Origin of the sequence: Neobacillus piezotolerans, from assembly GCF_003362805.1 — a bacterium.
In the GTDB taxonomy this organism is placed as follows: Bacteria; Bacillota; Bacilli; order Bacillales; family Cytobacillaceae; genus Bacillus_D; species Bacillus_D piezotolerans.
Window position 1 is genome coordinate 715,439 of the sequence record NZ_QNQT01000001.1, and the last position, 25,708, is coordinate 741,146.

General features: G+C 47.8%; 24 protein-coding genes. 20 read left to right on the plus strand and 4 right to left on the minus strand.

Annotated elements, in window-relative coordinates; all coding sequences use genetic code 11:
• Window positions 1–23: 23 nt before the first annotated feature.
• The 12 genes from pgsA to DRW41_RS03425 all read left to right on the plus strand — a co-directional run bounded on the left by pgsA (window position 24) and on the right by DRW41_RS03425 (window position 13,745).
• Window positions 24–602 (plus strand): CDP-diacylglycerol--glycerol-3-phosphate 3-phosphatidyltransferase, encoded by a 579-nt coding sequence (gene pgsA, locus DRW41_RS03370; RefSeq protein WP_115450532.1) that lies wholly within the window; start codon window positions 24–26, stop codon window positions 600–602.
• Between the two features lie 30 nt (window positions 603–632).
• Window positions 633–1,883, plus strand: a complete 1,251-nt coding sequence (locus DRW41_RS03375; protein ID WP_115450533.1) for a competence/damage-inducible protein A — start codon at window positions 633–635, stop codon at window positions 1,881–1,883.
• Window positions 1,884–2,155: 272 nt separating this feature from the next.
• Window positions 2,156–3,199, plus strand: coding sequence for a recombinase RecA (recA, locus tag DRW41_RS03380; RefSeq protein WP_115450534.1), 1,044 nt, complete (start codon window positions 2,156–2,158; stop codon window positions 3,197–3,199).
• Window positions 3,200–3,444: 245 nt separating this feature from the next.
• Window positions 3,445–5,007 (plus strand): ribonuclease Y, encoded by a 1,563-nt coding sequence (rny, locus tag DRW41_RS03385; RefSeq protein WP_115450535.1) that lies wholly within the window; start codon window positions 3,445–3,447, stop codon window positions 5,005–5,007.
• A 287-nt stretch (window positions 5,008–5,294) separates the two neighbouring features.
• Window positions 5,295–6,092, plus strand: a complete 798-nt coding sequence (gene ymdB, locus DRW41_RS03390; RefSeq protein WP_115450536.1) for a 2',3'-cyclic-nucleotide 2'-phosphodiesterase — start codon at window positions 5,295–5,297, stop codon at window positions 6,090–6,092.
• Window positions 6,093–6,263: 171 nt separating this feature from the next.
• Window positions 6,264–6,524: a stage V sporulation protein SpoVS gene (spoVS, locus tag DRW41_RS03395; protein WP_010193268.1), complete on the plus strand. Its 261-nt coding sequence runs from the start codon at window positions 6,264–6,266 to the stop codon at window positions 6,522–6,524.
• A 154-nt stretch (window positions 6,525–6,678) separates the two neighbouring features.
• Window positions 6,679–7,602, plus strand: a complete 924-nt coding sequence (locus DRW41_RS03400) for a dipeptidase (protein ID WP_115450897.1) — start codon at window positions 6,679–6,681, stop codon at window positions 7,600–7,602.
• Window positions 7,603–7,897: 295 nt separating this feature from the next.
• Window positions 7,898–9,631: a 2-oxoacid:acceptor oxidoreductase subunit alpha gene (locus DRW41_RS03405; protein ID WP_115450537.1), complete on the plus strand. Its 1,734-nt coding sequence runs from the start codon at window positions 7,898–7,900 to the stop codon at window positions 9,629–9,631.
• On the plus strand, window positions 9,632–10,498 hold the full coding sequence (locus DRW41_RS03410) for a 2-oxoacid:ferredoxin oxidoreductase subunit beta (protein WP_115450538.1): 867 nt from the start codon (window positions 9,632–9,634) through the stop codon (window positions 10,496–10,498).
• 193 nt (window positions 10,499–10,691) lie between these two features.
• Complete coding sequence (miaB, locus tag DRW41_RS03415) at window positions 10,692–12,251, plus strand: tRNA (N6-isopentenyl adenosine(37)-C2)-methylthiotransferase MiaB (protein ID WP_115450539.1); 1,560 nt, start codon at window positions 10,692–10,694, stop codon at window positions 12,249–12,251.
• Window positions 12,252–12,692 (plus strand): YlbF/YmcA family competence regulator, encoded by a 441-nt coding sequence (locus tag DRW41_RS03420; protein ID WP_115450540.1) that lies wholly within the window; start codon window positions 12,252–12,254, stop codon window positions 12,690–12,692.
• 510 nt (window positions 12,693–13,202) lie between these two features.
• Entirely contained in the window at window positions 13,203–13,745 is a 543-nt protein-coding gene (locus DRW41_RS03425; protein WP_115450541.1) for an outer spore coat protein CotE, read from the plus strand.
• A 205-nt stretch (window positions 13,746–13,950) separates the two neighbouring features.
• On the opposite strand, the gene DRW41_RS03430 is transcribed toward DRW41_RS03425, so the two are convergent.
• A complete protein-coding gene (locus tag DRW41_RS03430; RefSeq protein WP_115450542.1) occupies window positions 13,951–15,123 on the minus strand; it encodes a 4Fe-4S dicluster domain-containing protein in 1,173 nt (390 codons plus the stop codon).
• Between the two features lie 135 nt (window positions 15,124–15,258).
• Between DRW41_RS03430 and DRW41_RS03435 the strand changes: the two genes are divergently transcribed.
• On the plus strand, window positions 15,259–15,462 hold the full coding sequence (locus DRW41_RS03435) for a hypothetical protein (protein WP_115450543.1): 204 nt from the start codon (window positions 15,259–15,261) through the stop codon (window positions 15,460–15,462).
• Window positions 15,463–15,521: 59 nt separating this feature from the next.
• Here the strand turns inward: DRW41_RS03435 and DRW41_RS03440 are convergent, their stop codons facing one another.
• A complete protein-coding gene (locus tag DRW41_RS03440; RefSeq protein WP_115450544.1) occupies window positions 15,522–15,962 on the minus strand; it encodes a cupin domain-containing protein in 441 nt (146 codons plus the stop codon).
• 244 nt (window positions 15,963–16,206) lie between these two features.
• On the opposite strand from DRW41_RS03440, the gene mutS reads away from it, so the two are divergent.
• Both mutS and mutL read left to right on the plus strand, forming a co-directional pair.
• Window positions 16,207–18,852, plus strand: coding sequence for a DNA mismatch repair protein MutS (gene mutS, locus DRW41_RS03445; RefSeq protein ID WP_115450545.1), 2,646 nt, complete (start codon window positions 16,207–16,209; stop codon window positions 18,850–18,852).
• Between the two features lie 82 nt (window positions 18,853–18,934).
• Entirely contained in the window at window positions 18,935–20,914 is a 1,980-nt protein-coding gene (mutL, locus tag DRW41_RS03450; protein ID WP_115450546.1) for a DNA mismatch repair endonuclease MutL, read from the plus strand.
• A gap of 77 nt (window positions 20,915–20,991) precedes the next feature.
• Here mutL and DRW41_RS23220 read toward each other — a convergent pair whose 3' ends face one another.
• Entirely contained in the window at window positions 20,992–21,129 is a 138-nt protein-coding gene (locus DRW41_RS23220; RefSeq protein WP_222928822.1) for a hypothetical protein, read from the minus strand.
• A 234-nt stretch (window positions 21,130–21,363) separates the two neighbouring features.
• On the opposite strand from DRW41_RS23220, the gene DRW41_RS03455 reads away from it, so the two are divergent.
• The 5 genes from DRW41_RS03455 to DRW41_RS22810 all read left to right on the plus strand — a co-directional run bounded on the left by DRW41_RS03455 (window position 21,364) and on the right by DRW41_RS22810 (window position 24,394).
• Complete coding sequence (locus tag DRW41_RS03455; RefSeq protein WP_115450547.1) at window positions 21,364–21,792, plus strand: organic hydroperoxide resistance protein; 429 nt, start codon at window positions 21,364–21,366, stop codon at window positions 21,790–21,792.
• 171 nt (window positions 21,793–21,963) lie between these two features.
• Window positions 21,964–22,281, plus strand: coding sequence for an iron-sulfur cluster biosynthesis family protein (locus tag DRW41_RS03460; RefSeq protein WP_115450548.1), 318 nt, complete (start codon window positions 21,964–21,966; stop codon window positions 22,279–22,281).
• Between the two features lie 15 nt (window positions 22,282–22,296).
• Entirely contained in the window at window positions 22,297–22,932 is a 636-nt protein-coding gene (locus DRW41_RS03465; RefSeq protein WP_115450549.1) for an NUDIX hydrolase, read from the plus strand.
• Between the two features lie 565 nt (window positions 22,933–23,497).
• Window positions 23,498–23,872: a hypothetical protein gene (locus tag DRW41_RS03470; RefSeq protein WP_115450550.1), complete on the plus strand. Its 375-nt coding sequence runs from the start codon at window positions 23,498–23,500 to the stop codon at window positions 23,870–23,872.
• Between the two features lie 372 nt (window positions 23,873–24,244).
• Window positions 24,245–24,394: a hypothetical protein gene (locus DRW41_RS22810; RefSeq protein WP_181884390.1), complete on the plus strand. Its 150-nt coding sequence runs from the start codon at window positions 24,245–24,247 to the stop codon at window positions 24,392–24,394.
• Window positions 24,395–24,624: 230 nt separating this feature from the next.
• On the opposite strand, the gene mreBH is transcribed toward DRW41_RS22810, so the two are convergent.
• Window positions 24,625–25,632: a rod-share determining protein MreBH gene (gene mreBH, locus DRW41_RS03475; RefSeq protein ID WP_115450551.1), complete on the minus strand. Its 1,008-nt coding sequence runs from the start codon at window positions 25,630–25,632 to the stop codon at window positions 24,625–24,627.
• Window positions 25,633–25,708 lie beyond the last annotated feature (76 nt).

Consider the following 25,708-nt stretch of genomic DNA (forward strand, 5'->3'; position numbering starts at 1 on the left):
TCTCGCACCTTGGAGGAAAGAAAATGAATGTACCTAATAAGATAACAATTTCAAGAATTTTATTGATCCCTTTATTTATGATCATTGTGCTGGTCCCGTTTCAATGGGGGACAGTGAGCCTGCTAGGGGCGACAATGCCCGTCACCCATTTGGTTGGGGCGCTGCTGTTCATTTTTGCTGCGGCGACGGACTGGGTTGACGGTTACTACGCAAGGAAGTATAAGCTTGTCACGAATATGGGGAAATTCCTTGATCCGCTCGCCGATAAATTGCTTGTTTCCGCAGCGCTGATCGTTCTGGTTGAATTGCAGTACGCGCCTTCTTGGATAGTCATCCTGATTATCAGCAGGGAATTCGCGGTAACCGGATTGCGCCTCCTCCTCGTAGAGGGCGGAGAAGTCGTGGCCGCCAATATGCTTGGAAAAATTAAGACATGGGCGCAGATTATCGCGGTTTCATCCCTTTTGCTTCATAATATAATTTTTGAAATGATTTCCATTCCATTCGATGACATCGCCCTTTGGGTGGCGCTGATTTTCACGATGTGGTCCGGATGGGATTATTTTGCTAAAAATATGCATGTCTTTAAAAACTCCAAATAAAGCTTCTACAGTTGAAGGTGTGATCGATGGGTGAATGCTGAAATCATAGCAGTCGGTTCCGAGCTGCTGCTCGGGCAAATTACGAATACGAACGCGCGCTTCCTTTCCGGGCAGCTCGCGCTCATTGGCATTAATGTGTATTTCCACACAGTTGTAGGGGACAATGCCGGACGCCTGAAGCAGGCGCTGGAAATTGCCGAAAGGCGCTCCGACCTGGTGGTTATTACCGGCGGCCTTGGCCCGACCAAAGACGATCTTACGAAAGAAACAATCGCTGCGCACCTCGGGGTCGGACTTGAAACGGATAAAGTAGCAATGGAATCGATTGAGCTTTTCTTCAAGCGGACCAACCGGGTGATGTCGGAGAACAACCGAAAACAAGCTCTTATCCTGGAAGGTTCGCAGGTCCTTCCAAATGACCATGGGATGGCTCCCGGCATGGTCCTGAAGAAAGGGGAAAAGCTCTATATGCTCCTTCCAGGGCCGCCGAGTGAAATGGAGCCGATGTTCCTTTCATACGGCGCCCAAGCTTTGACAAGCAGGCAGTCCTCCCAGGAGCAGATCGTTTCCAGGGTCCTGCGTTTCTTCGGAATCGGTGAAGCGATGCTCGAGAACGAAATTGAGGATTTGATAGACAGTCAATCGAATCCGACAATTGCCCCGCTCGCATCTGAAGGGGAAGTCACCCTCCGCCTGACCGCCAAACATTCGATTTTAGAAAGCGCCATCGAATTGCTTGATGAAACGGAAAAGGAAATCCTTGGCCGAGTTGGCGATTACTTTTATGGCTATGACGACACTTCGCTAATGAATGAGCTGGCTAAGAAATTGAAGGAAACCGGGTTGACACTTGCGTGTGCCGAAAGCCTGACCGGCGGGATGTTCCAACAGGAATTCACAAGCATACCTGGAGCAGGCTCGAGCCTTAAGGGGGGCGTGGTTTGCTATACGAACGAAGTAAAGGCCTCCGTGCTTCATGTTAAAAAGGAAACGATTGAGAACGAAGGGGTTGTCAGCGCCAAATGCGCGGCCGAGCTTGCCGAAAATGCCGCGCAATTAATGAAAGCCGACATCGGAATCAGTTTTACCGGTGTCGCCGGGCCGGATGAGCTAGAAGGAAAGCCAGTGGGTACGGTCTATATCGGCATCAGCCAGATCGGAAAGCCTGCGCATGTCGAGAAGCTGAACCTTGGCGGCGGAAGGAAAGCCAACCGGATAAGGACGGTCAAATACGGCTGCCATTTTCTGCTCAAGCAGCTGAATGAAGGGAAGGAAGCCTAAAGCGGCTTCCTTTTGCTTTTTTGGGGGGCGGGCAAATTTTCAGATTACGGGGCAAAAAAGCCAAACGATGAGGTGTAACGGGGTAAAACGCTTGGTTTTATAGGATAATCAGCCTTTTTACGAGCTTACGCCCTTCGAAAAAAATCGAATAAATGTTCGTATTTTTGCTGGACAAATACATTTGAAAATTGTATAGTATTAATAGAAGCAATTTGCTAGATTTGAGTCAATCGCTTATGATTTTATATATATGATTTTAAGGAGGAAACACAGTGAGTGATCGTCAGGCTGCCTTAGAAATGGCGCTAAAGCAAATAGAAAAACAATTCGGCAAAGGTTCAATCATGAAACTCGGTGAACGAGCCGAGCAGAGGATTTCAACCATGCCAAGCGGATCGCTTGCCCTTGACGCGGCCCTTGGAGTAGGAGGGTATCCACGCGGGCGGATTATCGAAATTTACGGACCTGAAAGTTCAGGTAAAACAACGGTAGCTCTTCACGCCATCGCGGAAGTCCAGGCAAAAGGCGGCCAGGCGGCTTTCATTGACGCCGAGCATGCCCTTGACCCTGTATACGCGCAGAAATTAGGGGTCAACATCGATGAATTGCTCCTTTCCCAGCCGGACACCGGCGAGCAGGCGTTGGAAATTGCCGAGGCACTCGTCCGGAGCGGCGCGGTGGACATTATTGTTATTGACTCGGTCGCTGCATTGGTTCCGAAAGCGGAAATTGAAGGGGAAATGGGCGATGCCCACGTCGGCCTGCAGGCCCGCTTGATGTCCCAGGCTCTCCGCAAGCTTTCCGGGGCGATCAACAAGTCGAAGACCATTGCCGTTTTCATTAACCAAATCCGTGAAAAAGTAGGCGTCATGTTCGGTAACCCGGAAACGACTCCCGGCGGACGCGCCCTTAAGTTTTATTCCACGATCAGGCTGGAAGTGCGCCGCGCTGAAACCCTGAAGCAGGGAACCGAAATGGTCGGGAACAAGACAAAAATCAAGGTAGTCAAAAACAAGGTGGCTCCTCCTTTCCGTACCGCGGAAGTCGACATCATGTACGGAGAAGGCATTTCCCGGGAAGGGGAAATTGTGGACATTGGTTCTGAACTCGACATAGTCCAGAAAAGCGGCTCCTGGTATTCCTACAATGAGGAACGGATTGGGCAGGGCAGGGAAAATGCAAAGGCATTCCTGAAAGAAAACCATGTAATCCGTGAAGAAATCAGGCAAAAAATCCGTGATCATTTTGGCCTTGATGGAGAAAAGATCGTCACTGAAGCTGATGAAGATCCCGAACAGTTTGAACTGATTGATTAATCCCCAAAAAAGCAAAGCCTTCTCGGCTTTGCTTTTTTGGATATCAGTAAATTCCAATTATTGAAAGCGTTAAAGGACAAACCCTTGACAATGATTATTGACACATTTACAATTAACATTGTATATTTTACATTTTTGGTAATTTTACATGTTAAAAAGCCTTGGTGCTTGCTGTATGTTGATTACAATGTACATGCCGACACTTGAAAATGTAACAAAAGTTCATAGCAAGAGGAGGTGTAACGATGGACACATTCACTATCATCATCTCCATTTTGCTTGGCCTATTCGTCGGTGCGGTTGTTGGCTATTTTATTCGTAAATCCTTTGCGGAAAAACAAGTAGCTGGTGCGAAGAGCGAAGCAGCTTTGATTCTTGAAGATGCGAAGCGGGATGCGGAAGCCTCCAAGAAGGAAGCCCTGCTTGAAGCGAAGGATGAAATTCACAAGCTTCGCACTGAAGCTGAACGTGAGATTCGTGAGCGAAGAAACGAACTGCAAAAACAAGAAAACCGTTTGCTGCAAAGAGAAGAAAATTTGGATCGGAAGGATGAAACGCTTAACAAGCGTGAAATTCTTTTAGAGAAAAAGGATGATTCTCTTAACCAAAGACAACAGCATATTGAACAGATGGAAAGCAAAGTGGACGAGATGGTACGGGCCCAGCAGGCCGAGCTCGAGAGGATCTCAGGCTTGACTAGGGAAGAAGCTAAAGCGATTATTCTGGACCAGACAGAGAAAGAACTTGCCCATGATATGGCCATGATGATCAAGGAAACAGAAAACCGTGCGAAAGAGGAAGCTGACAAGCGGGCGAAGGATATCCTTTCCCTTGCGATCCAGCGTTGCGCGGCCGACCATGTGGCAGAAACCACTGTATCAGTTGTCAACCTTCCGAATGATGAGATGAAAGGCCGCATAATTGGCCGTGAGGGCCGGAATATCCGAACCCTTGAAACATTGACTGGTATCGATCTGATCATAGACGATACCCCAGAAGCTGTTATCTTATCCGGGTTTGACCCAATCCGCCGAGAAACTGCCCGCCTTGCGCTTGACAAGCTTGTGCAGGATGGACGGATTCACCCGGCGCGTATTGAAGAAATGGTTGATAAGGCACGCCGTGAAGTCGATGAGCATATCCGGGAAATCGGTGAGCAGACGACTTTCGAGGTCGGGGTACACGGATTGCATCCTGACTTGATCAAAATCCTCGGCCGCCTGAAATTCCGTACAAGCTACGGGCAAAACGTCCTTAAACACTCAATGGAAGTGGCCCACCTATCGGGGCTATTGGCCGCTGAACTTGGGGAGGACGAGACTCTGGCCCGCCGCGCGGGACTATTGCATGACATTGGTAAGGCAATCGACCATGAAGTTGAAGGAAGCCATGTTGAGATCGGCGTGGAACTTGCTACGAAGTACAAGGAACACCCGGTTGTCATCAATAGCATCGCTTCTCACCATGGGGATAAAGAGCCTACTTCGGTCATCGCGGTCCTTGTCGCAGCTGCGGACGCCTTGTCGGCAGCCCGCCCTGGCGCACGGAGTGAAACCCTTGAAAACTACATTCGCCGCCTCGAAAAACTGGAGGAGATTTCCGAATCCTATGATGGAGTCGAAAAATCATTCGCCATTCAGGCAGGCCGCGAAGTAAGGATCATGGTTAAACCGGAAGCGATTGACGACCTGGCAGCCCACAGGCTTGCAAGGGATATCCGCAAACGGATTGAAGAAGAACTTGACTATCCGGGACATATTAAAGTAACGGTCATCCGTGAAACCCGTGCAGTAGAATACGCTAAGTAAAAAATGGACAGCGGCAGTCATGCCGCTGTCTTAATTTTTTTTAACTACATGAATCCACAGATTGTGTTTTAGCAGCGAAGTGAGTCCCGAAAGTCCAGGTATCGGGTTCGGTTTTATGCGCGAGAAATGTCCAGAAAAACTGGTGGCCTTTATGATTAAGCTGTTCCTTCCACCGTTGTGCACGGGGATAAAGAGGACCTTGTCGGGTACGCATAAGGATGGGATAAAGGGCATGTTTATGTGATACAATGAGGGCAAAGACAAAAAATGAGCATTGGAGAAACAAGATGAATATATTATTTATTGGTGATGTTGTAGGTTCACCTGGCAGGGATATGGTGAAGGAATACCTCCCGAAGCTAAAAGACAAATACAGGCCGCACCTCACTATCATAAATGGAGAAAATGCCGCCGGAGGAAAAGGGATTACCGAACAGATATACAAGAGCTTCCTTGAGGCCGGCGCCCAGGCAGTGACCCTTGGCAACCACACATGGGATAACCGGGATATCCTCGAATTTATCGGCAGGGCAAAAAACATGGTAAGGCCCGCGAATTTTCCAGAGGGAACGCCTGGCAAAGGGATTGCCTATATTAAAATTAACGAGCTTGAAGTCGCAATCATAAACCTGCAGGGCAGAACGTTTTTGCCTCCTATCGACTGCCCATTTAGGAAAGCGGACGAATTGGTGGACGAAGCTGCGAAAAGGACGCCATTCATATTTGTGGATTTCCACGCCGAAGCAACGAGCGAGAAGCAGGCGATGGGCTGGTACCTTGATGGACGGGTTTCCGCCGTAGTGGGTACGCACACACATGTCCAGACGGCCGATAACCGGATTTTACCGGGAGGGACTGGTTTCATAACAGATGTTGGCATGACGGGGCCATATGATGGCATTTTAGGTGTTGAAAGGGATGCGGTGCTGAAGCGGTTCCTGACATCGATGCCCGTCAGGTTCGAGGTTCCAAAAGAAGGGCGCTTTCAACTATCCGCGGTTTCCATCGAACTGGACCGTAAAACGGGTAATGCGAAGAAAATAGAGAGGATTCTGATCAACAGCGACCATCCGTTTTATTCCTAGCGCCAATGAAATAGTCTGCCGGACCAGCTCAGAAGAGATAGATAGTTGAAATATCCTCCAGGACGGAATATGTCCCATTGGCCATGAATATAGTATGAATGGAATGATATATACCTGATTTGTCCATGAGCTGCTCATGCGGGATCGGGATTATACGAGGAGGAGCTAGGAATGGAAATATTAAAAGTTTCAGCAAAATCTAATCCTAATTCTGTAGCTGGTGCGCTTGCCGGGGTCCTGCGTGAAAGAGGCGGAGCGGAAATCCAGGCGATTGGTGCAGGTGCATTGAACCAGGCTGTAAAAGCAGTAGCGATTGCAAGAGGGTTCGTGGCGCCTAGCGGAGTCGATTTGATTTGCATCCCTGCATTCACAGATATCCTCATAGATGGGGAAGAACGGACAGCCATTAAATTGATTGTTGAACCGCGCTAGGGCAAACGGACAAAGGCTGTTTGCCGGAACGGATGATCCTTCACTTTTTCCGGAAAACCAAAATAGCGCAGTGGCCTGCCTGGTGAATGCCAAGCAGGCTTTTTCATGCCATAATATAAGATGGAAATAGAAAGGAGACGAGGAAATGACCGACATGAAAATTTTTGACGCTCATTGTGACGTCCTGTTAAAGCTGTATGAAGACAAAACGATTAACTTTAAGGATTCACCTAGCCTTCAGGCTAATTTGGAGGGTATGAAGGAATCTGGCGTTAAGGTTCAATGCTTCGCGATTTTCGTCCCATCCGAGCTGGAGCAGGAACGGAAGTTTGATGCGGCAGAGGAAATGGCGAACATTTTCCACAAAAAGGTCGTTGGGGAAAATGAAGGCCTTGTCCACGTCAGGAACAGGGAGGATATCTCCCGGTTGAAGGAAAATGAAATTGGTGCCATGCTCACCCTTGAGGGCTGCGATTGCATTGGAAGTGACATTGGAAAGCTTAATACCCTTCTCGGATACGGTGTATCATCGGTCGGCCTTACATGGAACTGGGCGAACGCGGTTGCCGATGGGGCAAAGGAAACCCGGGGAAGGGGGTTGACGCCTTTCGGAAGGGAAGTTGTCGAGCTGCTGAATGAAACAAAAACGTGGTGCGATGTCTCGCATTTATCCGAGAGGGGCTTCTGGGATGTCATCGAGCTGGCGGATTTCCCAATGGCATCCCACTCGAACAGCCATACGCTATGCCGCCACCCGAGGAATTTGAAGGATGACCAGATCCGGGCGCTAATCCGGAGGGACAGCGTGATGGGACTCACCTTCGTCCCGTATTTCCTAAACGAATCTGGTGAAGCGGCGATTAATGACGTTCTTCGGCATCTGGACCATGTTTGTTCGCTTGGCGCGGAGGACCATGTCGGCTTTGGATCGGATTTTGACGGAATTGAAAAGACAGTGGATCGGCTATCTTCGACAAGGGAGTATACGAATCTAATAAATGAGCTGCAAAAACACTATTCTGAAATACAAGTTGAAAGATTCCTTTTTAAAAATATGGAGAAACGACTCCCGAAATAGAGACTCTTTATCTCTTAGGATCCGAAATTTTCTCGAATGTCTATTGTTATGGAAAAATAAAAAAGAGTATTTGAAAAATATAAAAATTTAGATCATCAAAAATGCCATAAAGGGTTGCTTTTTTGTCGACATAGGTCTAGAATTGATAGCGTTTAGTACCCCTCCAGATAGATTCCTAAGAGCTTGCCATCCTTGAGATTCAAGCGTATTCCTAGTGGTTTATTTGGAAAAGTGCTACACTTTTAGTAGAAAGTCAATACTATAATTTTTTTACATATCCAAAGGGGTGTAAAGCATGATCAATCAACTTTCTTGGAAAGTTGGAGGGCAACAAGGGGAAGGTATTGAAAGTACGGGAGAAATTTTTTCAATTGCGTTGAACCGCCTGGGTTACTATTTGTACGGATACCGCCACTTTTCTTCACGGATCAAAGGCGGCCATACGAACAACAAAATTCGGGTTAGCACGACTCAAGTCAGGTCCATTTCTGATGACCTTGATATTCTGGTAGCTTTTGACCAGGAGACCATCGACTTGAACTACAAGGAACTGCACAGCAAGGGCGTCATCCTGGCCGATGCAAAATTCAGCCCTAAAAAGCCTGAAGATACACAGGCTTCTATGTATGCGGTTCCATTTACAGATATTGCTACCGAGCTGGGAACATCGCTGATGAAAAACATGGTGGCTATCGGCGCTACCACAGCAGTCCTGGATCTTGATATTTTAGTATTTGAAGAGGTTGTCCGCGAAATCTTTGGCCGCAAGGGGGACCAGGTTGTCGCGAAAAACATGGAAGCGATTAAAGCGGGACTAGATTACATGAATGAGCAGCTCGCGGGCGTCCGCACCATGCAGCTTGGCAAGGCTGATGGGCAGAAGAGGCTCTTCATGATCGGGAACGATGCGATCGCATTGGGAGCGCTCGCAGGTGGCTGCCGGTTCATGGCTGCCTACCCAATCACGCCTGCTTCCGAAATCATGGAATACCTTATCAAAAAACTGCCTCCGCTAGGCGGAACAGTTATCCAGACCGAAGACGAGATTGCCGCGGCTACGATGGCAATCGGAGCGAACTATGCGGGTGTCCGCGCGATTACAGCATCCGCTGGACCAGGGCTTTCGCTTAAAATGGAAGCAATCGGCCTTGCCGGGATCACCGAAACGCCAATCGTCATTGTCGACACGCAGCGCGGCGGCCCATCAACAGGACTTCCGACCAAGCAGGAGCAATCCGACTTGATGCAAATGATATACGGAACCCATGGCGAGATTCCAAAGATCGTCCTGGCGCCAAGCACGGTGCAGGAAGCGTTCTACGATACAGCCGAGGCGTTCAACCTTGCGGAAGAGTACCAGTGCCCAGTCATCGTCCTTTCCGACCTACAGCTTTCCCTTGGAAAGCAAACGGTGGAGCCGCTTGATTTCAGCAAAGTGGAAATCCGCCGCGGAAAGCTTGCGACTGGCGAGCTTCCTGAAGTTGACAACAAAGGCTACTTTAAGCGTTATGAAGTAACAGAAGACGGCGTATCTCCAAGGGTTATTCCTGGTATGAAAAACGGTATCCACCACGTCACGGGCGTTGAGCACGATGAAACTGGCAAGCCGTCCGAATCGGCAGCCAACAGGATTGCGCAAATGGATAAGCGTTTCAGGAAAATCAAGAATATCCGATTCAACACGCCTGTCCATGCGTATGCTCCGCATGAGGATGCAGACCTGCTCATCGTCGGGTTCAATTCCACGAGAGGGGCGATCGAAGAGGCGATTGTTCGCCTGGAAGCGGACGGCCATAAAGTGAACCATGCCCATATCCGCCTGATCCACCCATTCCCGGCTAATGAAGTGCTGCCGCTGGTGCGCTCCGCAAAACGGGTCATGGTTGTCGAAAACAACGCAACCGGACAGCTGGCTAATATTATGAAGATGAATGTGGGCAATGCCGAAAAGATGTACAATCTCTTAAAATATGACGGGAACCCATTCCTTCCTAATGAAATTTACACAAAAAGCAAGGAGTTGTTCTAAATGGCAACATTTAAGGAATTCCGCAACAATGTAAAACCGAACTGGTGCCCAGGATGCGGGGACTTTTCCGTGCAGGCTGCCATCCAGCGCGCAGCTGCGAACGTTGGCCTTGAACCGGAACAACTTGCCGTCATTTCAGGGATCGGCTGCTCGGGCCGTATCTCCGGTTATATAAATTCATACGGTTTCCATGGCATCCATGGCCGTTCGCTTCCAATCGCACAAGGCGTTAAAATGGCCAACCGCGATTTGACGGTCCTCGCGTCCGGCGGGGACGGCGACGGTTTCGCGATCGGGATGGGACACACAATCCATGCGATCCGCCGCAATATCGACATTACGTATATTGTCATGGACAACCAGATTTACGGATTGACCAAAGGGCAAACTTCCCCAAGGTCCGCCGCCGGCTTCAAAACAAAGTCTACTCCAATGGGTTCGATCGAACAGGCTATCGCCCCTATGGAAATGGCATTGACTGCTGGCGCGACATTTGTAGCCCAAAGCTTTTCAACCGACTTGAAAGACCTTACCGCCCTTATCGAAGCGGGCATCAATCATAAAGGATTTTCCCTGATCAACGTGTTCAGCCCTTGCGTAACGTATAACAAAGTGAACACATACGATTGGTTCAAGGAAAACCTGACAAAGCTGAGCGACATCGAAGGCTATGACCCTCATAACCGCGAGGCTGCCATGCAGACGCTTATGAAGCATAACGGCCTGGTAACAGGGCTCATCTACCAGAACACTGAGCGCCAATCCTACCAGGAGCTGATTAACGGCTATTCCGAAACTCCGCTTTCTTCCGCGGACCTTAACCTTGATCAGGCTCATTTCGATAAGCTTGTCGCCGAATTCATGTAATACAACCTTTGGAATTTCAAACACCCCGCCTTTTCTGACGGGGTGTTTTCTTTTTGCCCTGCAGGAGGGAAGCGGTACCGGGCGGGAAGTTTCTGTTGTTTTCGCTCTCCCAACCATTTATACTATAGTAATGTGCAGATTTATATGAAAAGTGTTTTTTCTAATAGAAAAACAGAAGGAAAGGAGCAGGACAATGAACGAGAAACAGCGTTTAGAATCCAGCCAGGCAAAAGCTGATAATTCATCGGACAAAAAATCCGCGAAGGATTACAGCAAGTATTTCGAAACCGTGTTTGTTCCACCTTCCCTAAAAGATGCGAGAAAGCGCGGCAAAGAAGAAGTTAAGTACCATGATGATTTTTCTATTTCCGAGGAATTCCGGGGAATGGGAGATGGCAGGAAGTTTTATATCCGTACCTACGGCTGCCAGATGAATGAACATGATACTGAGGTTATGGCCGGTATTTTCATGGCGCTTGGCTATGAACCAACAGATAAGACCGACGATGCCGATGTTATCTTGTTAAACACATGTGCCATCCGTGAAAATGCGGAAAACAAAGTTTTCGGTGAACTGGGCCATTTGAAGGGACTGAAAAAGGAGCGTCCCGACCTGCTCCTAGGGGTCTGCGGATGCATGTCCCAGGAAGAATCCGTCGTAAACAAAATTCTAAAGACTTATCAGCATGTCGATATGATTTTCGGAACCCATAATATCCATAGGCTGCCGAACATCCTGAACGATGCGTATATGTCGAAAGAAATGGTAGTGGAAGTATGGTCCAAGGAAGGGGACGTTATAGAAAACCTTCCTAAAGTGCGCCGCGGAAACATTAAGGCATGGGTCAATATTATGTACGGCTGTGATAAATTCTGTACGTATTGTATTGTTCCATTCACTCGTGGAAAAGAACGGAGCCGCAGGCCTGAAGATATAATCCAAGAAGTCCGCCAGCTTGCTGCTGAAGGCTACCATGAAGTTACGCTGCTTGGCCAGAACGTAAATTCGTATGGAAAAGATATAGAAGATATTCAATATGGGCTTGGTGACCTTTTGGATGACATACGCAAAATCGGCATCCCTCGTGTCCGTTTTACAACGAGCCATCCATGGGATTTTGATGACCGCCTTATCGAAGTGCTTGCCAAGGGCGGGAACCTAATGCCGCATATCCATCTTCCGGTCCAGTCAGGGTCGACGGAAGTCCTGAAAATTATGGGTCGTAAATATACAAGGGAAGAATACCTTGAGCTTGTCCGCAAAATTAAGGCGTCCATCCCGAATGTCGCATTGACGACAGACATCATCGTCGGATACCCAAATGAAACGGATGAACAATTCGAAGAGACAATGACTCTATACGAGGAAGTTGGCTACGAGCTGGCATACACATTCATTTACTCGCCTCGTGAAGGAACCCCAGCCGCGAAAATGCAGGATAATGTACCGATGGATGTAAAGAAAGCCCGACTTCAGCGTTTGAATAACCTTGTAAATGAGCTTTCGGCAAAAGCAATGAAACCGTATGTAAATCAAATTGTCGAGGTTCTTGTTGAAGGGGAAAGCAAAAACAATCCGGATATTCTCGCCGGTTACACAGACAAGAACAAGCTCGTCAACTTCAAAGGGCCAAAAACGGCAATCGGCAAAATCGTCAAGGTAAAAATCATTGACGCAAAAACATGGTCCCTGAACGGTGAAATGATTGAAGAAACAGCTCAGGAAGCTGTATCATTGGCAGAGGTGAATTAAATGGCGAAGTATTCGAAAGACGATATCATTGCACGCGCGAAAGAGCTTGCCAACATGATTGCTGAAACGGAAGAAGTGGATTTTTTCAAAAGAGCGGAAGCGCAAATCCATGAAAACCCAAAGGTAAGCACGCTGATTTCGGACATCAAGGGCCTTCAAAAACAGGCCGTAAACCTCCAGCATTACGGAAAGCCCGAAGCGCTTAAAAAAGTTGAAGAGAAAATTTCATCTATCGAACAAGAACTGGACGATATTCCAGTCGTACAGGATTTCAAGCAATCTCAAGTAGAAGTAAATGAACTTCTCCAAATGATCGCGACAACCATTTCAAACACAGTTACCGATATTGTGATCGAATCAACAGGCGGCGATGTTCTCCGCGGCGAAACTGGCGCGGCTGTGAAAAGCGGCTCCGGATGCGACCACGATCACGACTATTAATACAATGATGCTCGGCAGGCCCATTTTTTGGGCCTGTTTTTTTGTTATTGATGACTGTATTAAATCCTCGATAGCTTTCAGAATCCAGGGTTCATTTGGACAACGATCAGGTGAAATCAATGATTGCTGTCCAAATCCGATGCTCATTTTGACACGGATTGGGTGAAATCAATGTTTGGTGTCCAAATCCGATGCTCATTTGGACACCGATCAGGTGAAATCATTGATTGCTGTCCAAATCCAAGTCTGCTTTGAGAACTGACCGTGTTAAATCCGGTGTGGTTGTCGCACGCCACACAAATACAAACTACCCAAGACCTGGTTCAATTGCAGCCAGGTTATTTTTCTGACAAAAACCTACGAGTAACCCATTCGTTAGGAACTTCTCAAATCAGGGCGCATATAATGAAGCATGCCTATACATTTATCCGATGCATTGTAAATTAAGTGCACCCAAGTCTGTACACGCGCATAGGATGAAGTGATACTGAATGAGGAGGGTTTGCTCGAATGGGAGATTACAGAGAGATAATTACAAAAGCAGTCGTCGCTAAGGGGCACAAGTTTACGCAGTCCCAGCACACGATCTGTCCGGCGCACAATCCATCCAGCATACTTGGCTGCTGGATTATCAACCATAAATACGAAGCGAAAAAAGTCGGCAAAACGGTTGAAATCCATGGCTCCTATGACATCAACATCTGGCACTCGTACAATGATAATACAAAAACAGAAGTTGTCACTGAACGGGTCCGCTACACGGATGTCATCAAGCTGAAATACCGGGACAAAGACTGCCAGGATGACGACGGCATCATCGCGAAAGTCCTACAGCAGCCAAACTGCTGCGAAGCAGTCATCTCGCCGAGCGGAAACAAAATCATCGTCCACGTGGAGAGGGAATTCTCCGTCGAGGTAATCGGTGAAACGAAAGTCTGCGTGGCAATCAATCCGGATGGTTGCGGCTCTGATGAAGAATGGGATCTTGGCCTGGATGAAGGGGAGTTTGAAGAAATCAATCCCGATTTCCTTGTCGGCTCGGAGGAAGAATAATCGTAAACTAGGAGGGTCCTCTTCCTAGTTTTCTTCTTTTTCGGGCTTAAGTGGTAAGGGTGGAAATTCTAAAACCGTTTCGATGGAACAAGACCGTTTCGATTAAACAAACTGGTTGAAACGGTCTTTACACGGTTCCATAAGACCGCTTCAAAAAAGCAAACTAGTTGAAACGGTTTTTACAACAACAGTTAATTCCGGGATTTTAAGTGATATACGGGCTCAAGTACCCAAGCGATTTCCTGTTTTTGCATGCGAGACAGGTTTGCGCCTCTATACCATTTTGGGGCCAGCCGTAATAGGGGTTCCCGCATTCACCGCATTCTGCCTGCGTGAGAGGGTATTCTACGTGTAAAAATTGGCTGGCCTTTACGAGCACTCGGACAGCACCCATTTCGCATATATCAGCGCAAAGCCCACAGCCATTGCAATTTACATGGTGAATTTCAAGGGCATTTTTTTTTATGGTAAAAACATGCTGTTTGCACATTTTGAAGCAGGCTTCACAAAAGTTGCAGCTTCTTTGGTCCAATTCAACTTTAAACAGGGACGCATTGGGGAACATCCCGGCGAGGCTAAATTCACAATGGTTAAAGCGCCACTTTGCGGGGGTAAGCGTTTTGGCTGCGATTTTTTTGCTTTCCCAAAATGCTTGGAGGAAAAATTGCCGCCTGGAACGATGATTCTCCTGCGAAACGCCAGCCGTAGAAGCCTCCCGTCCAGGACGATCCTCACGCGAAACGCCAGCCGTAGAAGCCTCCCGTCCAGAACGATCCTCACGCATTACGCCAGTCGTAAAAACCTCCTGCCTAGAGCCATCTTCCCGGGAAACCTCCAACCTGGTATCATCCTTCTCAGAACCATTCCGCTTTGAATCGGCATGTAGCGAGCAGACCACTTTAAAAGGAGGCAGGCCCAAGCCGGCGAGCAGGGAGTCCGCAACCTTGAGGGCATCCGGGGAACCGTTGCTCATAGGGCCGAAATAGAGAGTGTTGGCCCCTTTTTTATAAAAATAAAGAAGCTCTTCGACCCCGGGCAACGGTCCATCGTCAAGGAGGAGGATGTTGCCAATGACGGTCCGTTCTGGGGAGCGGCCGTGGATTGCCTGTACGGGGCAAGCGGGGACGCATAGCCCGCAGTTCGTGCATAAGGTGCTGTCGATGGCCAAGCCGGATTCAGAGATATAAATTGCTTGTTCTGGGCAGGCTGAAATACATTTGGTGCAGCTGCTTTTTGGGCTGTGGGCGCGCCTGCAAACAGTGGTTAGTTCGATTTCCCCGGCAAGGCTTTCGAGCCAGTTGGTTAGGATGGACACTTGCCTCAGCTCCAATCCTTTTTCTTTCATTGTATACCGGAAAGATTGGTATTTGTTATTCATGCTCAATTATTCATAAAATAGTCGGAAGCCCCATCAACGATGAAAAGGCCCGCAGAAATCACAAAAAGTCGGAAGAGGAGCACTCTGTACATAAACACGCTATTTCAAGGGAAAATAGGAAAAGGAGGTGCGGTGATGACGGAACCGAATAAACCAGGCAGTGAACGAATGCCGGATTTCAAGGAACTCGATGACAGGGTGATTGCCAAAGGGGCAAAGGGACCAATGCTTGTCATTAAGACGAATCTTGACCCGGACAGCCCGACGGAGGACAATCCATATTATGAAAACAAAGAGAAGACAGATAAGGGGAAGTTCGAGGAATTTTTCTCCGACTGACAAACCAAAAAGCAGCTGCCGTTTGATGGGCGGGCTGCTTTTGTTCGTTAGGTTCAATTCTAGAAGTTGAATGATAATTGGTAATAGTGCGTTTCCTGGTTGTGGTAAAGCGGGATTTCGGAGTATAAGGCTTCATAGCCTCCGTCGTCGTCCGAATTGAATCCGGCTGCCTTGAAGTCCGGACTTACGGAGACCGGCCGTTTCTCGGTGCCTGTCGGGAAGACGATAAGATCGCCAGGCTTCACTTCAAGCTGGACTTTGCGCTCTGCGCCGATTTCAAGGGCCGCGCTTCCCTGGATGACGCCCAGAACTTCATGGCTGGAGCGGTGGTTGCGATAGTATCCCGAGATGCCGTTCCTCCATTTGTCCATCAATTGCTTTTCGCTGTCGAGTGTTGCGTCTTTCAGCGCACCGGGATAGTAAAGCACAGGCCTTGCTGGTTTCCCGGGCAAAAAACGATTTTCAAGCAAATAGATTACTTTTACATCTGAATACTTCATACCTTTCTACCCTCCCAATAATCAGCCATGAACTGTTTTATCCAATTGATTCCCGAATTATTGGAAGTTTAAACTAGTTTGCAATTTTCGTGGGAAATTTCCCAATACCGGCATTTTTCGCGCTCCTAGGCTGTGAAAAAACCGTTTGGCGTCAGGGCAGTGCTGCTGAAATATGATATAATTAAATGTCGAAGGAACACGAATGGGGAAAGACCCTACTAGAATGCGAATTTTGGAGGATACGATGGCAGCTTACACGCCGATGATGCAACAATATTTGAAAATCAAGGCAGAGTACCAGGATGCCTTTTTATTTTTCCGCCTTGGCGATTTTTATGAAATGTTTTTCGAGGACGCGCTGAATGCTTCCCAGGAGCTTGAGATCACGCTGACAAGCAGGGAAGGCGGGACGGATGAGCGGATTCCGATGTGCGGCGTTCCGTATCATTCCGCGCAAGGGTACATAGAGCGTTTGATTGAAAAAGGGTATAAAGTGGCAATAGCAGAACAAACCGAGGATCCAAAGCAGGCGAAAGGGGTTGTCCGCCGGGAGGTTATCCAGCTGATTACTCCGGGGACGGTCATGGAGGGCCGCAGCCTGCAGGAAAAAGAAAACAATTACCTTGCGACGGTCACGCAATTCCAGGACGGCACTTATGGTTTCGCGTATACGGATTTGTCTACTGGCGAAAACAAGGTCACGCTTCTTCCGGCAAAAGAGGAAGAGGTACTGAACGAAATTTCCGTGCTCGGCGCGAAGGAAGTTGTCCTGTCCGCAAAGCTGGATGAAGGGCTTCAAAGGAAGATGCGCGAGCGGAATGTGCTTGCGATTTCGTATGAGGAAGAGACGGATTCCGTGGATTCTTTTTCCGGCCTGATGAAGGACCTGAACCAGGACAAGTTCCGTGTGACGGCGGCAAGACTGTTCAACTATTTGCACCGCACCCAGAAGCGGAGCCTCGACCACCTGCAGCCAGTGACGACGTACCAGGTGCACCAGTTCATGAAAATTGATTATTATTCGAAACACAATCTTGAACTGACGGAAACGATCCGTTCGAAAGGGAAAAAGGGATCGCTTCTCTGGCTGCTCGATGAGACGAAGACGGCGATGGGCGGCCGGATGCTGAAGCAATGGGTCGACAGGCCGCGGATTGACAGGCAGGAAATTGAACGGAGGCTTGCGCTGACCGGCCAGTTCATCAGCTCTTATTTTGAACGGAAGGAATTGCAGGAACGCCTCAAGGAAGTGTATGACCTTGAAAGGCTTGCGGGAAGGGTCGCATTCGGGAATGTGAATGCCCGTGACCTGAAGCAGCTGCTGCGTTCCCTGCAGCAAATTCCGCATTTGCACGAAATCCTCAGCCGGATTCCGGGGCAGGAGACAGGTGAGCTTGCTGAAAGCTTGGACCATTGCGAGGAAGTGGTCGACTTGCTTGAACAGGCGATTGTGGAAAACCCGCCGCTGTCAGTCAAGGAAGGGAATATCATCAAGGACGGCTTCAACGCGCAGCTTGATCAGTACCGCGATGCAAGCCGGAACGGGAAGACGTGGATCGCCCAGCTTGAGCGCGACGAGCGGGAAAAGACGGGCATCAAATCGCTTAAGGTCGGCTATAACCGGGTGTTCGGCTATTACATAGAGGTGACAAGGGCAAACCTCCAGCATCTAGAGGAAGGCCAGTATGAGCGGAAACAGACGCTTGCAAACGCGGAACGGTTCATTACGCCGGCCTTAAAGGAAAAGGAAGCATTGATCCTTGAGGCGGAGGAGAAATGCGGTGAGCTTGAGTACGAGCTTTTCTGTGAAATCCGCGACCAGGTCAAGGAGCATATCCCAAGGCTCCAGGCTTTGGCGAAAACATTAAGCGAAATCGATGTGCTGCAAAGCTTTGCGGAAGTAAGCGAGTCGAGAAAATACGTGAAACCCGTGTTTTCCGACAGCCGGGAAATTGTCATTGAAGAAGGCAGGCATCCGGTTGTCGAGAAGGTGCTCGATTCGCAGGAATATGTCCCGAACGACTGCAAAATGTCCGGCGAACGGGAAATCCTCCTGATCACAGGGCCGAATATGTCGGGTAAAAGCACGTACATGCGCCAAGTCGCACTAACGGCGATTCTCGCGCAGATTGGCTGCTATGTACCGGCCTCGAAAGCAGTTCTGCCTATTTTCGACCAGGTATTTACACGAATCGGCGCGGCGGACGATCTTGTTTCCGGGCAGAGTACATTCATGGTTGAGATGCTTGAGGCGAAAAATGCGATCGCGAACGCGACACAGGACAGCCTGATTTTGTTCGATGAAATTGGGCGCGGGACGTCCACATATGACGGGATGGCGCTCGCACAGGCAATCATTGAGCACGTCCATAACCGGATTGGCGCGAAAACACTCTTTTCAACGCATTACCATGAACTGACCGTGCTTGAGGAAGAGCTTAAAAGGCTGCATAACGTGCATGTCAGTGCGATTGAGCACCATGGCAGGGTCGTTTTCCTTCATAAAATTAAGGAAGGGCCAGCCGATAAGAGTTATGGCATCCATGTCGCCGAGCTCGCCGGCCTCCCGAAGGAACTCATTTCACGGGCGAATGAAATCCTTTCATCGCTTGAGCAGCAGCCAGAGCAGACGGAAAAGCCAGCTGGTACAAAAGAAAAACCTGTTCCTGTGCTGCCGGACGGTACGGAGACAGAGGCTCAGCCTGCGCCACAGGCTTCACATCAGGCACAGCTTTCGTTTTTTGACGAGCCTGCCGTCCCGAAAAAGGCGGAGCTTGCCCCGAAGGAAAAGAAAGTTGTCGATAAAATCCGCGATTTGGATATTTTGAATTTGACACCGCTCCAGGCGATGAACGTCCTTTATGAGCTGCAAAGGAAGATAAAAAATTAGTTAGGGTGGCAGGGCCGCAGCGGGGAACCCTTTTCCCAGGTTGGCTTCCTTGTCACCACAGAAATGAACCGGAGGTGTGCCCGTGGGCAAAATCATTCAGCTTGATGACGCGTTATCAAATAAAATAGCCGCCGGCGAGGTTGTCGAACGCCCGGCATCCGTTGTCAAGGAGCTGGCCGAAAATGCCCTTGACGCGGGAAGCACCATCATTGAAATAGAAGTTGAAGAAGCCGGCCTTGCGAAAATCCGGATTACCGATAATGGAGAAGGCATCGCCGAGGACGACGTATCGAAGGCTTTTCACCGCCACGCGACCAGCAAGATCAAGGATGAGACGGATTTGTTCCGGATCCGGACGCTAGGCTTTCGCGGGGAGGCGCTTCCGAGTATTGCCTCTGTTTCCCGGCTTGAAATGAAAACGTCCACCGGCGACTCCGCCGGAACGAGGATAGTTATCGAAGGCGGGCGTGAAACCGCTTTTGAAAAGGCGCCGAGCAGGCGGGGGACGGATATTACGGTCACGGATTTGTTTTTCAACACGCCAGCGCGCCTGAAATATGTGAAAACAATCCACACGGAACTCGGCAATATTACAGACCTTGTTAACAGGCTCGCTTTGTCCCATCCCGAAGTTTCGTTCCGGCTCATCCATAATGGGAAAAAGCTTCTCCATACGAACGGGAATGGGGATGTCCGCCAGGTTCTTGCTGCGATTTACGGCATGGGAATCGCCAAGATGCTCGTGCCGATTGAAGGAAAATCGCTCGATTACAAAATCAGCGGCTATGCGTCCCTTCCCGAAGTGACGAGGGCGTCGAGGAATTACATTTCGACGATGATTAACGGCCGGTTCATCCGAAATTACGGGCTCGCGAAGGCAGTGATGGAGGGGTACCACACGCTGCTCCCAATCGGCCGCTATCCGATTGTGCTTTTGAATGTCGAAATGGATCCGATTCTCGTCGATGTGAACGTCCACCCTTCGAAAATGGAAGTACGGATCAGCAAAGAAGCGGAATTGTTTGAACTCGTCGAGTCGGCGATTTCGGCAGCCTTCAAGCAAAAACAGCTCATCCCGTCAGGCTACAAACCCGAAAGGGCCGAGAAACCGAAATCCGAACAAACCTTCCTGGAACTCGATAACGGCCCGGAACAAGTATCAACACCTGTGCAAAAAGGAGCGCTTAACAGTTTTGGGGGGCAGGCGACTTCAGGAGCTGGAGCACCGACCGTTTTGTCAGGCCAGGTAACTTCTGATTTTGAAAGCGGGGCTTTGCAGCAATCCAGCGCGGGTATGGGAAGACCAACCCCGCAGGTCCAATCGTCTCCTTCGTACCCGCCAAGGCGGACTGCGGGCCAGGAAGCGTCCTGGTCGAGCCTGCCAGATCAGGTGAGAGAAATGTTCTTGCCGCAGAAAGTGGAAGAGGGGAACCGGCAGCCAATCCCAGTTGAGACTGAACCGGAAACTGTATCTGCCGAGCGTGTGCCACGTATGTACCCAATCGGCCAAATGCACGGCACGTACATCCTGGCACAGAATGAGAACGGCCTATACATCATCGACCAGCATGCGGCGCAGGAACGTTTGAAATATGAATTTTTCCGCGTGAAGGTCGGGCAGGTTGAAAGCGAGCTTCAGGATATGCTCGTCCCGCTGACGTTTGAGTATTCGACAGACGAATGCATGAAAATCAATGAATACAAGGAAGAGCTTGAAAAGGTCGGCGTCTTCCTTGAGGACTTCGGGCCGAACAGTTTCATCGTCCGGTCCCACCCGCAATGGCTTCCTCACGGCGAGGAAAAGGAAGTAATCGAGGAAATGATTGAACAGCTGCTCTCCATGAAAAAAGTCGATATTAAAAAACTTCGCGAAGAAGCGGCCATCATGATGAGCTGCAAAGGGTCCATCAAAGCAAACCGCCATTTGCGGACTGATGAAATCCAGGCGCTCCTCGATGACCTCCGCCGCGCTTCGGATCCGTTCACTTGCCCGCATGGCCGTCCGATTATCGTCCATTTTTCTTCGTATGAAATGGAGAAGATGTTCAAACGGGTAATGTAAAAGGTTATTTTCCGAGCGCAACTGAAATGAAAACATCCCCTGGCTTTTCGTCAAAGGGGATGTTTTTTGCTTTCAAGTTATTTAATTTTTGTCAGCTGGATTGTGACGACGTATTCCTTGCCGGGTTCAAAGTGGGTGTTGTCGATTGTCTCGCCGGAGTTGGATAGCGTAATGATCGTCTTGTTCGTATCGATTGTAATGGAACTTTGCTGCAAATAGTCTCTCCCCTTGCCGCGTCTATCTATGGTTTGCTGAAAGTTTCCGCTTTTGAAAGCAAATCCTATACCTTCATTGTACAATGTGCTGCGGCAAGGTGGATAGAAGAATGTGACATCTTTTTTACACATATTCATTATGCCTGGATTGAAAACTCCATTCTCCTGGGAATGGTTTAGTGGCATCCAGCCAGTGGAAAAGGTAAAAGGACTAACCGTAAAGGGGATGGAACGATGAGTGAAAAAATTCTTACTTCAACTGTAACAGCATCTGGTGGAAGGGAAGGCCATGTCCGTTCTTCCGATGGGAAAATCGACATGGATATGGCGATGCCAGGCACGGATAGGGCGAAACAACTTCCGGACGCGGTGAATCCCGAGGAGTTTTTCGCGGCGGGGTATTCAGCCTGCTTTGACGGAGCGCTGCAGCTGATGGCAAAGAAGGAGCGCATAAAGTTTGACTCGGAGGTAACCGCGAATGTAAGCTTATTGAAAGACGAACAGGATGATGGCTTCAAGCTCGCTGTCACTCTCCATGTAAAAGGGAAAGGAATCGAGCAGGAAAAGCTTGAAGGCCTTGTCGAAAAGGCCCATCAATTCTGTCCGTATTCAAAGGCAACCCGCGGGAACATCGAGGTCACGCTGGAATCTGAGGCCGAATAAACGGTTGATTCAACTCCTTTCCAACGTGTTCACTAATAGGATGAGAAAGACAACTCGGTGCTGCCATGCGGCACCTTTTGATTTTTTTGGAGAAAAAAAATCGTCACACGGACTGCAATTTTTATTTTTTACAAAAAATAAACGAAACAGCGAAAAAAAGGGATGGAATCCATGGAAATTATCATAAAACCGGCCGCACGAGAAGAATTGAAAAAGGTCGACTTCAATGAAGGCAAAGGAATCAGGGTGGAAGCTGTCTTTATCGGAAGCTGTTCCATCTATGCGGAGTACTCCCTGAAAATCGATAAAAAGAATGAAGATGACGACCTTTTTGAGGTGGATGGCGTTCCGGTCCTTGTTTCAAATGAAAGCCAAAAGCACCTGTACAATCGGATTCTGCTTGATTACAATCCCGGCATGGGCTTTAAGCTTTCGTCCGACGAAGAGGTGTACAGGTACAACCTGAAGCTGGAAAGGGTATCGATGTGATGGGGATGATGACGAATGACACCAAATGCGATTAGTGAAAAACTGAAGAGGCATAAGCCGAAAATATTGGGAAGCGAGGATTATTCGAAATATGCCGTCCTCCTGCCGCTCATCGAAACCGCGGATGGTGTAGCGGTCATGTTTGAGGTGAGGTCGATGAAACTCCGGAGGCAGCCAGGCGAAATTTGTTTTCCAGGCGGGCGGGTTGACCCGGGTGATAAGGACGAAAAGGAAGCAGCCATCAGGGAAACGGTCGAAGAGCTTGGAGTAATGCCCGAGTCCATCAAAGGCGTGCAGCCGCTTGATTACCTCATTTCCCCGTTCGGCATGATCATCTACCCATTTGCCGGGTTCATTCAGGACGCAGGCCAAATCAGGCCGAGTGAGGCTGAAGTAGGTGAGGTGTTCACCGTTCCGCTTGATTTTTTCATGGCAGCGGAGCCTGATGTTTACCATGTCCATTTTAAGCCGGAACCGGCAGAGAACTTCCCGTTCGACTGGGTTCCCGGCGGGAAGAATTATAACTGGCGGGCCAGGCAGATGGAGGAGTACTTTTACCATTATGAAGGCAGGATCATCTGGGGCCTGACCGCGCGTATCCTTGCCCATTTCGTTGCGATTATCAAAGAAGACGGGCTGGACAAGGCCTAATTTTTACAAAAAAAGAAGCATGGCACTTAAAGTAAGGGGTTTGGTTTTGGACCATAATAAATTAAATTACCACAACAATTAGCGGCCTTATTCGAACTAGAATGAGGCTGCTTTTTTTGTTGATATTAAAGCATAAAAAGCGAATTGTGGGGGAATTAGTAATTTCTTGTCAGCTTGTACATTTGTATCGCTAATTTTCGGAAATCAATTGGATATTTATGTTGAAATATAGAGAGCTATTGTGTGAAGACGCATATTAGTTAAATTACATGGTGACTGATACGGAAGGATTGACCAAAGCGTATAATGAAATGCCTTAGGAACCTATTTGAAAGATTTGAAAAAGAAGAAATTGACGGGCAGTTTTGTTCTACAAGAATACCTAGCCGATGTTTTTTGCTCTGTTTAAGAATAATGGTGATTTTTGATAACTCTTCGAAATCTTACATTCAGTTACCTGTCAGATGGTAAGTGATATAGGAATAGTATATTACTGGATTAAATAAAATTAAAACAGGAAGAAAAATGAGGTGATTGTATTTTAGAAAAACTAAGGAAAATTAATATGAAAACTGCTGTATTTATAGGAATTATTTTTTACTCTTTGACTATCTTAATCCACTTTCTTATTATAAGCAAAAGTATTCCATTTACATGGGTTAATGGTGGAAGGTCTGAATCATTCGGTGAACAGCTACAAATATCTGTTATAAATATCGTTATTTCTATTATTGGAGTAGTTTTTACGTTGATTGTTGGTAGAATTAAATTATATAAATACAAAAGAGGAATAACCGTTATATGTTGGTTTTTTGTTGTACTTTGGTCTTTTGGATTTATACAACAATTGTTTGGAACACCTTTTGAAAAAATGGTTTGTTCTTTAGTATTGCTTCTTGGAGTTATCTCGAACTTGCGTATGGCGATTGAAAAAAAATAGCTGTAGCTATTTAATTAACAAGTTTGTGAACAATTACACTTAAACTAAAGAGTCCGTATGTTAAATAACAAGGTGTAAGAGAAAACACTTGGAGCTTTATTTGCAAAGAGTTTTTTCCGCTTTAATACGATTTCATTTCAGGGTAAAGTACACTGAATCATTACCCAAAAAGTGGTAATAAAGGCGCAGGGAGTTGAATAAGGTAATATTTGAATCAAGATAGATATTAGTATAAAAGTTAATAACAGGGTTTTCCGTCATATGCAGGTTAGCATTACACTAATAAAGTAATAAGGTTTACTTAAGTAAAATAAGGTATATTATATTTGTTGAATAGATTCTTTTTAGGGACAAGAAAAGTAGGTGAACAAAGTGGGAAAATATCAACTGGATTCCAAAGGTAAGTTAGCTGTGACAAAATTTCATGAAAAACAGAAGCCTGCTAAATTTGATAAAAAGCAGCAGCTTGAAAAAATGCGTGCGGAGTATATGAAAAATAAGCAAAAACAAACAGATAAATAATATGAATGAAAACATAGGAAGACTAAAATCTCCCTATGTTTTTCTTATTCGAAGTTAAAAGGCTTGGAACCATATCGGTCTCCAAGCCTCTTTGTACAATTTTACCTTCAAAATCGCTTTTGAATCTTTATGCGAATTTAAATGATAAAAGCACTGTTAATTCAAATTTTGTATTTCAAAGCTAAACCCATGGAATCAAAGGCGTGCTTTGTTTTTTTGGTGAAAGATCCCTATTTCGCGACTGTCTGAAGCTTTCCGATATACTGGAGAGCCTTGCCAGTACCAATCGCGACAGATTCAAGCGGGTTTTCCGCAACATGGACAGGAACGAAGATTTCAGTTGAAAGCCATTCCTCCATGCCCTTCATCAACGCGCCGCCGCCAGTCAAAATAACGCCGCGGTCCACAATGTCGCCGCTCAGTTCGGCCGGGCAATCCTCAAGAGTTGCACGGATTGCTTCAAGGATGTGGAGAAGCGACTCCTTAAGGGCATCCCTGATTTCATAGGAAGACAGCTTAATTGTTTTTGGCAGGCCTGTAACAAGATCGCGGCCGCGGATATCCAAATGGAGCTCAGGATGGTCGACGAGCGCATACCCGATTTCCTTTTTGATCAATTCGGCGGTCTGTTCCCCAATCAGGACGTTGTATTCGTTGCGCACATGCTTGATAATGTCCTCGTCAAGACGGTCGCCGGCAATACGGATTGAATGGCAGGCAACGACGCCGCCAAATGAAATGATCGCGACTTCTGTCGTTCCGCCGCCGATATCGACGACAACATTGGCCACAGGCTCGTCAACCGGCATACCGGCGCCAATTGCCGCGGCGACTGGTTCTTCAATCAAATTGATTTTCTTCGCGCCCGCGTTCCTGACCGCATCATGTATGGCGCGGCGTTCGACACTAGTGGAACCGGAAGGAGTACAAACAATCACGTTCGGCTTCCTCATGGAAAGGCCGATTTTCTTCGCGGCTTTCTTCATAATATGGGAGAGCAATTCGGTGGTCATGTCATAATCGGCGATGACTCCGTCCTTCAGCGGGCGGATCGCGACAATCTTGCCAGGCGTCTTACCGATCATTTCCTTTGCGTCCTTCCCGACGGCAAGGATACCTTTCGTTTCAGTATCGATCGCTACAACGGAAGGTTCGTTGACGGCGATTCCTTTATTTTTGCTATAAACAAGTATATTAGCTGTTCCTAAATCAATTCCGATTTCAGCAGATGAAAACATGTTTCTCAAATCCCCCATTCTAAAATTTACGTGGGCGTAACAAAATCTGACCCGAAAATTGCATAATCAGCGGGAG

Bases quoted from the DNA above. Each gene is read 5' to 3' on its own strand.
- mutS (WP_115450545.1), top strand. From the start codon at position 16,207: ATGGCAGCTTACACGCCGATGATGCAACAATATTTGAAAATCAAGGCA.
- miaB (WP_115450539.1), top strand. From the start codon at position 10,692: ATGAACGAGAAACAGCGTTTAGAATCCAGCCAGGCAAAAGCTGATAAT.
- DRW41_RS03460 (WP_115450548.1), top strand. From the start codon at position 21,964: ATGGAAATTATCATAAAACCGGCCGCACGAGAAGAATTGAAAAAGGTC.
- rny (WP_115450535.1), top strand. From the start codon at position 3,445: ATGGACACATTCACTATCATCATCTCCATTTTGCTTGGCCTATTCGTC.
- DRW41_RS03440 (WP_115450544.1), bottom strand. From the start codon at position 15,962: ATGAAGTATTCAGATGTAAAAGTAATCTATTTGCTTGAAAATCGTTTT.
- DRW41_RS03430 (WP_115450542.1), bottom strand. From the start codon at position 15,123: ATGAATAACAAATACCAATCTTTCCGGTATACAATGAAAGAAAAAGGA.
- DRW41_RS03400 (WP_115450897.1), top strand. From the start codon at position 6,679: ATGAAAATTTTTGACGCTCATTGTGACGTCCTGTTAAAGCTGTATGAA.
- DRW41_RS03410 (WP_115450538.1), top strand. From the start codon at position 9,632: ATGGCAACATTTAAGGAATTCCGCAACAATGTAAAACCGAACTGGTGC.
- mreBH (WP_115450551.1), bottom strand. From the start codon at position 25,632: ATGTTTTCATCTGCTGAAATCGGAATTGATTTAGGAACAGCTAATATA.
- DRW41_RS03425 (WP_115450541.1), top strand. From the start codon at position 13,203: ATGGGAGATTACAGAGAGATAATTACAAAAGCAGTCGTCGCTAAGGGG.
- DRW41_RS03465 (WP_115450549.1), top strand. From the start codon at position 22,297: ATGACACCAAATGCGATTAGTGAAAAACTGAAGAGGCATAAGCCGAAA.
- DRW41_RS03435 (WP_115450543.1), top strand. From the start codon at position 15,259: ATGACGGAACCGAATAAACCAGGCAGTGAACGAATGCCGGATTTCAAG.
- pgsA (WP_115450532.1), top strand. From the start codon at position 24: ATGAATGTACCTAATAAGATAACAATTTCAAGAATTTTATTGATCCCT.
- spoVS (WP_010193268.1), top strand. From the start codon at position 6,264: ATGGAAATATTAAAAGTTTCAGCAAAATCTAATCCTAATTCTGTAGCT.
- DRW41_RS03470 (WP_115450550.1), top strand. From the start codon at position 23,498: ATGAAAACTGCTGTATTTATAGGAATTATTTTTTACTCTTTGACTATC.
- DRW41_RS03455 (WP_115450547.1), top strand. From the start codon at position 21,364: ATGAGTGAAAAAATTCTTACTTCAACTGTAACAGCATCTGGTGGAAGG.
- ymdB (WP_115450536.1), top strand. From the start codon at position 5,295: ATGAATATATTATTTATTGGTGATGTTGTAGGTTCACCTGGCAGGGAT.
- DRW41_RS03405 (WP_115450537.1), top strand. From the start codon at position 7,898: ATGATCAATCAACTTTCTTGGAAAGTTGGAGGGCAACAAGGGGAAGGT.
- DRW41_RS03420 (WP_115450540.1), top strand. From the start codon at position 12,252: ATGGCGAAGTATTCGAAAGACGATATCATTGCACGCGCGAAAGAGCTT.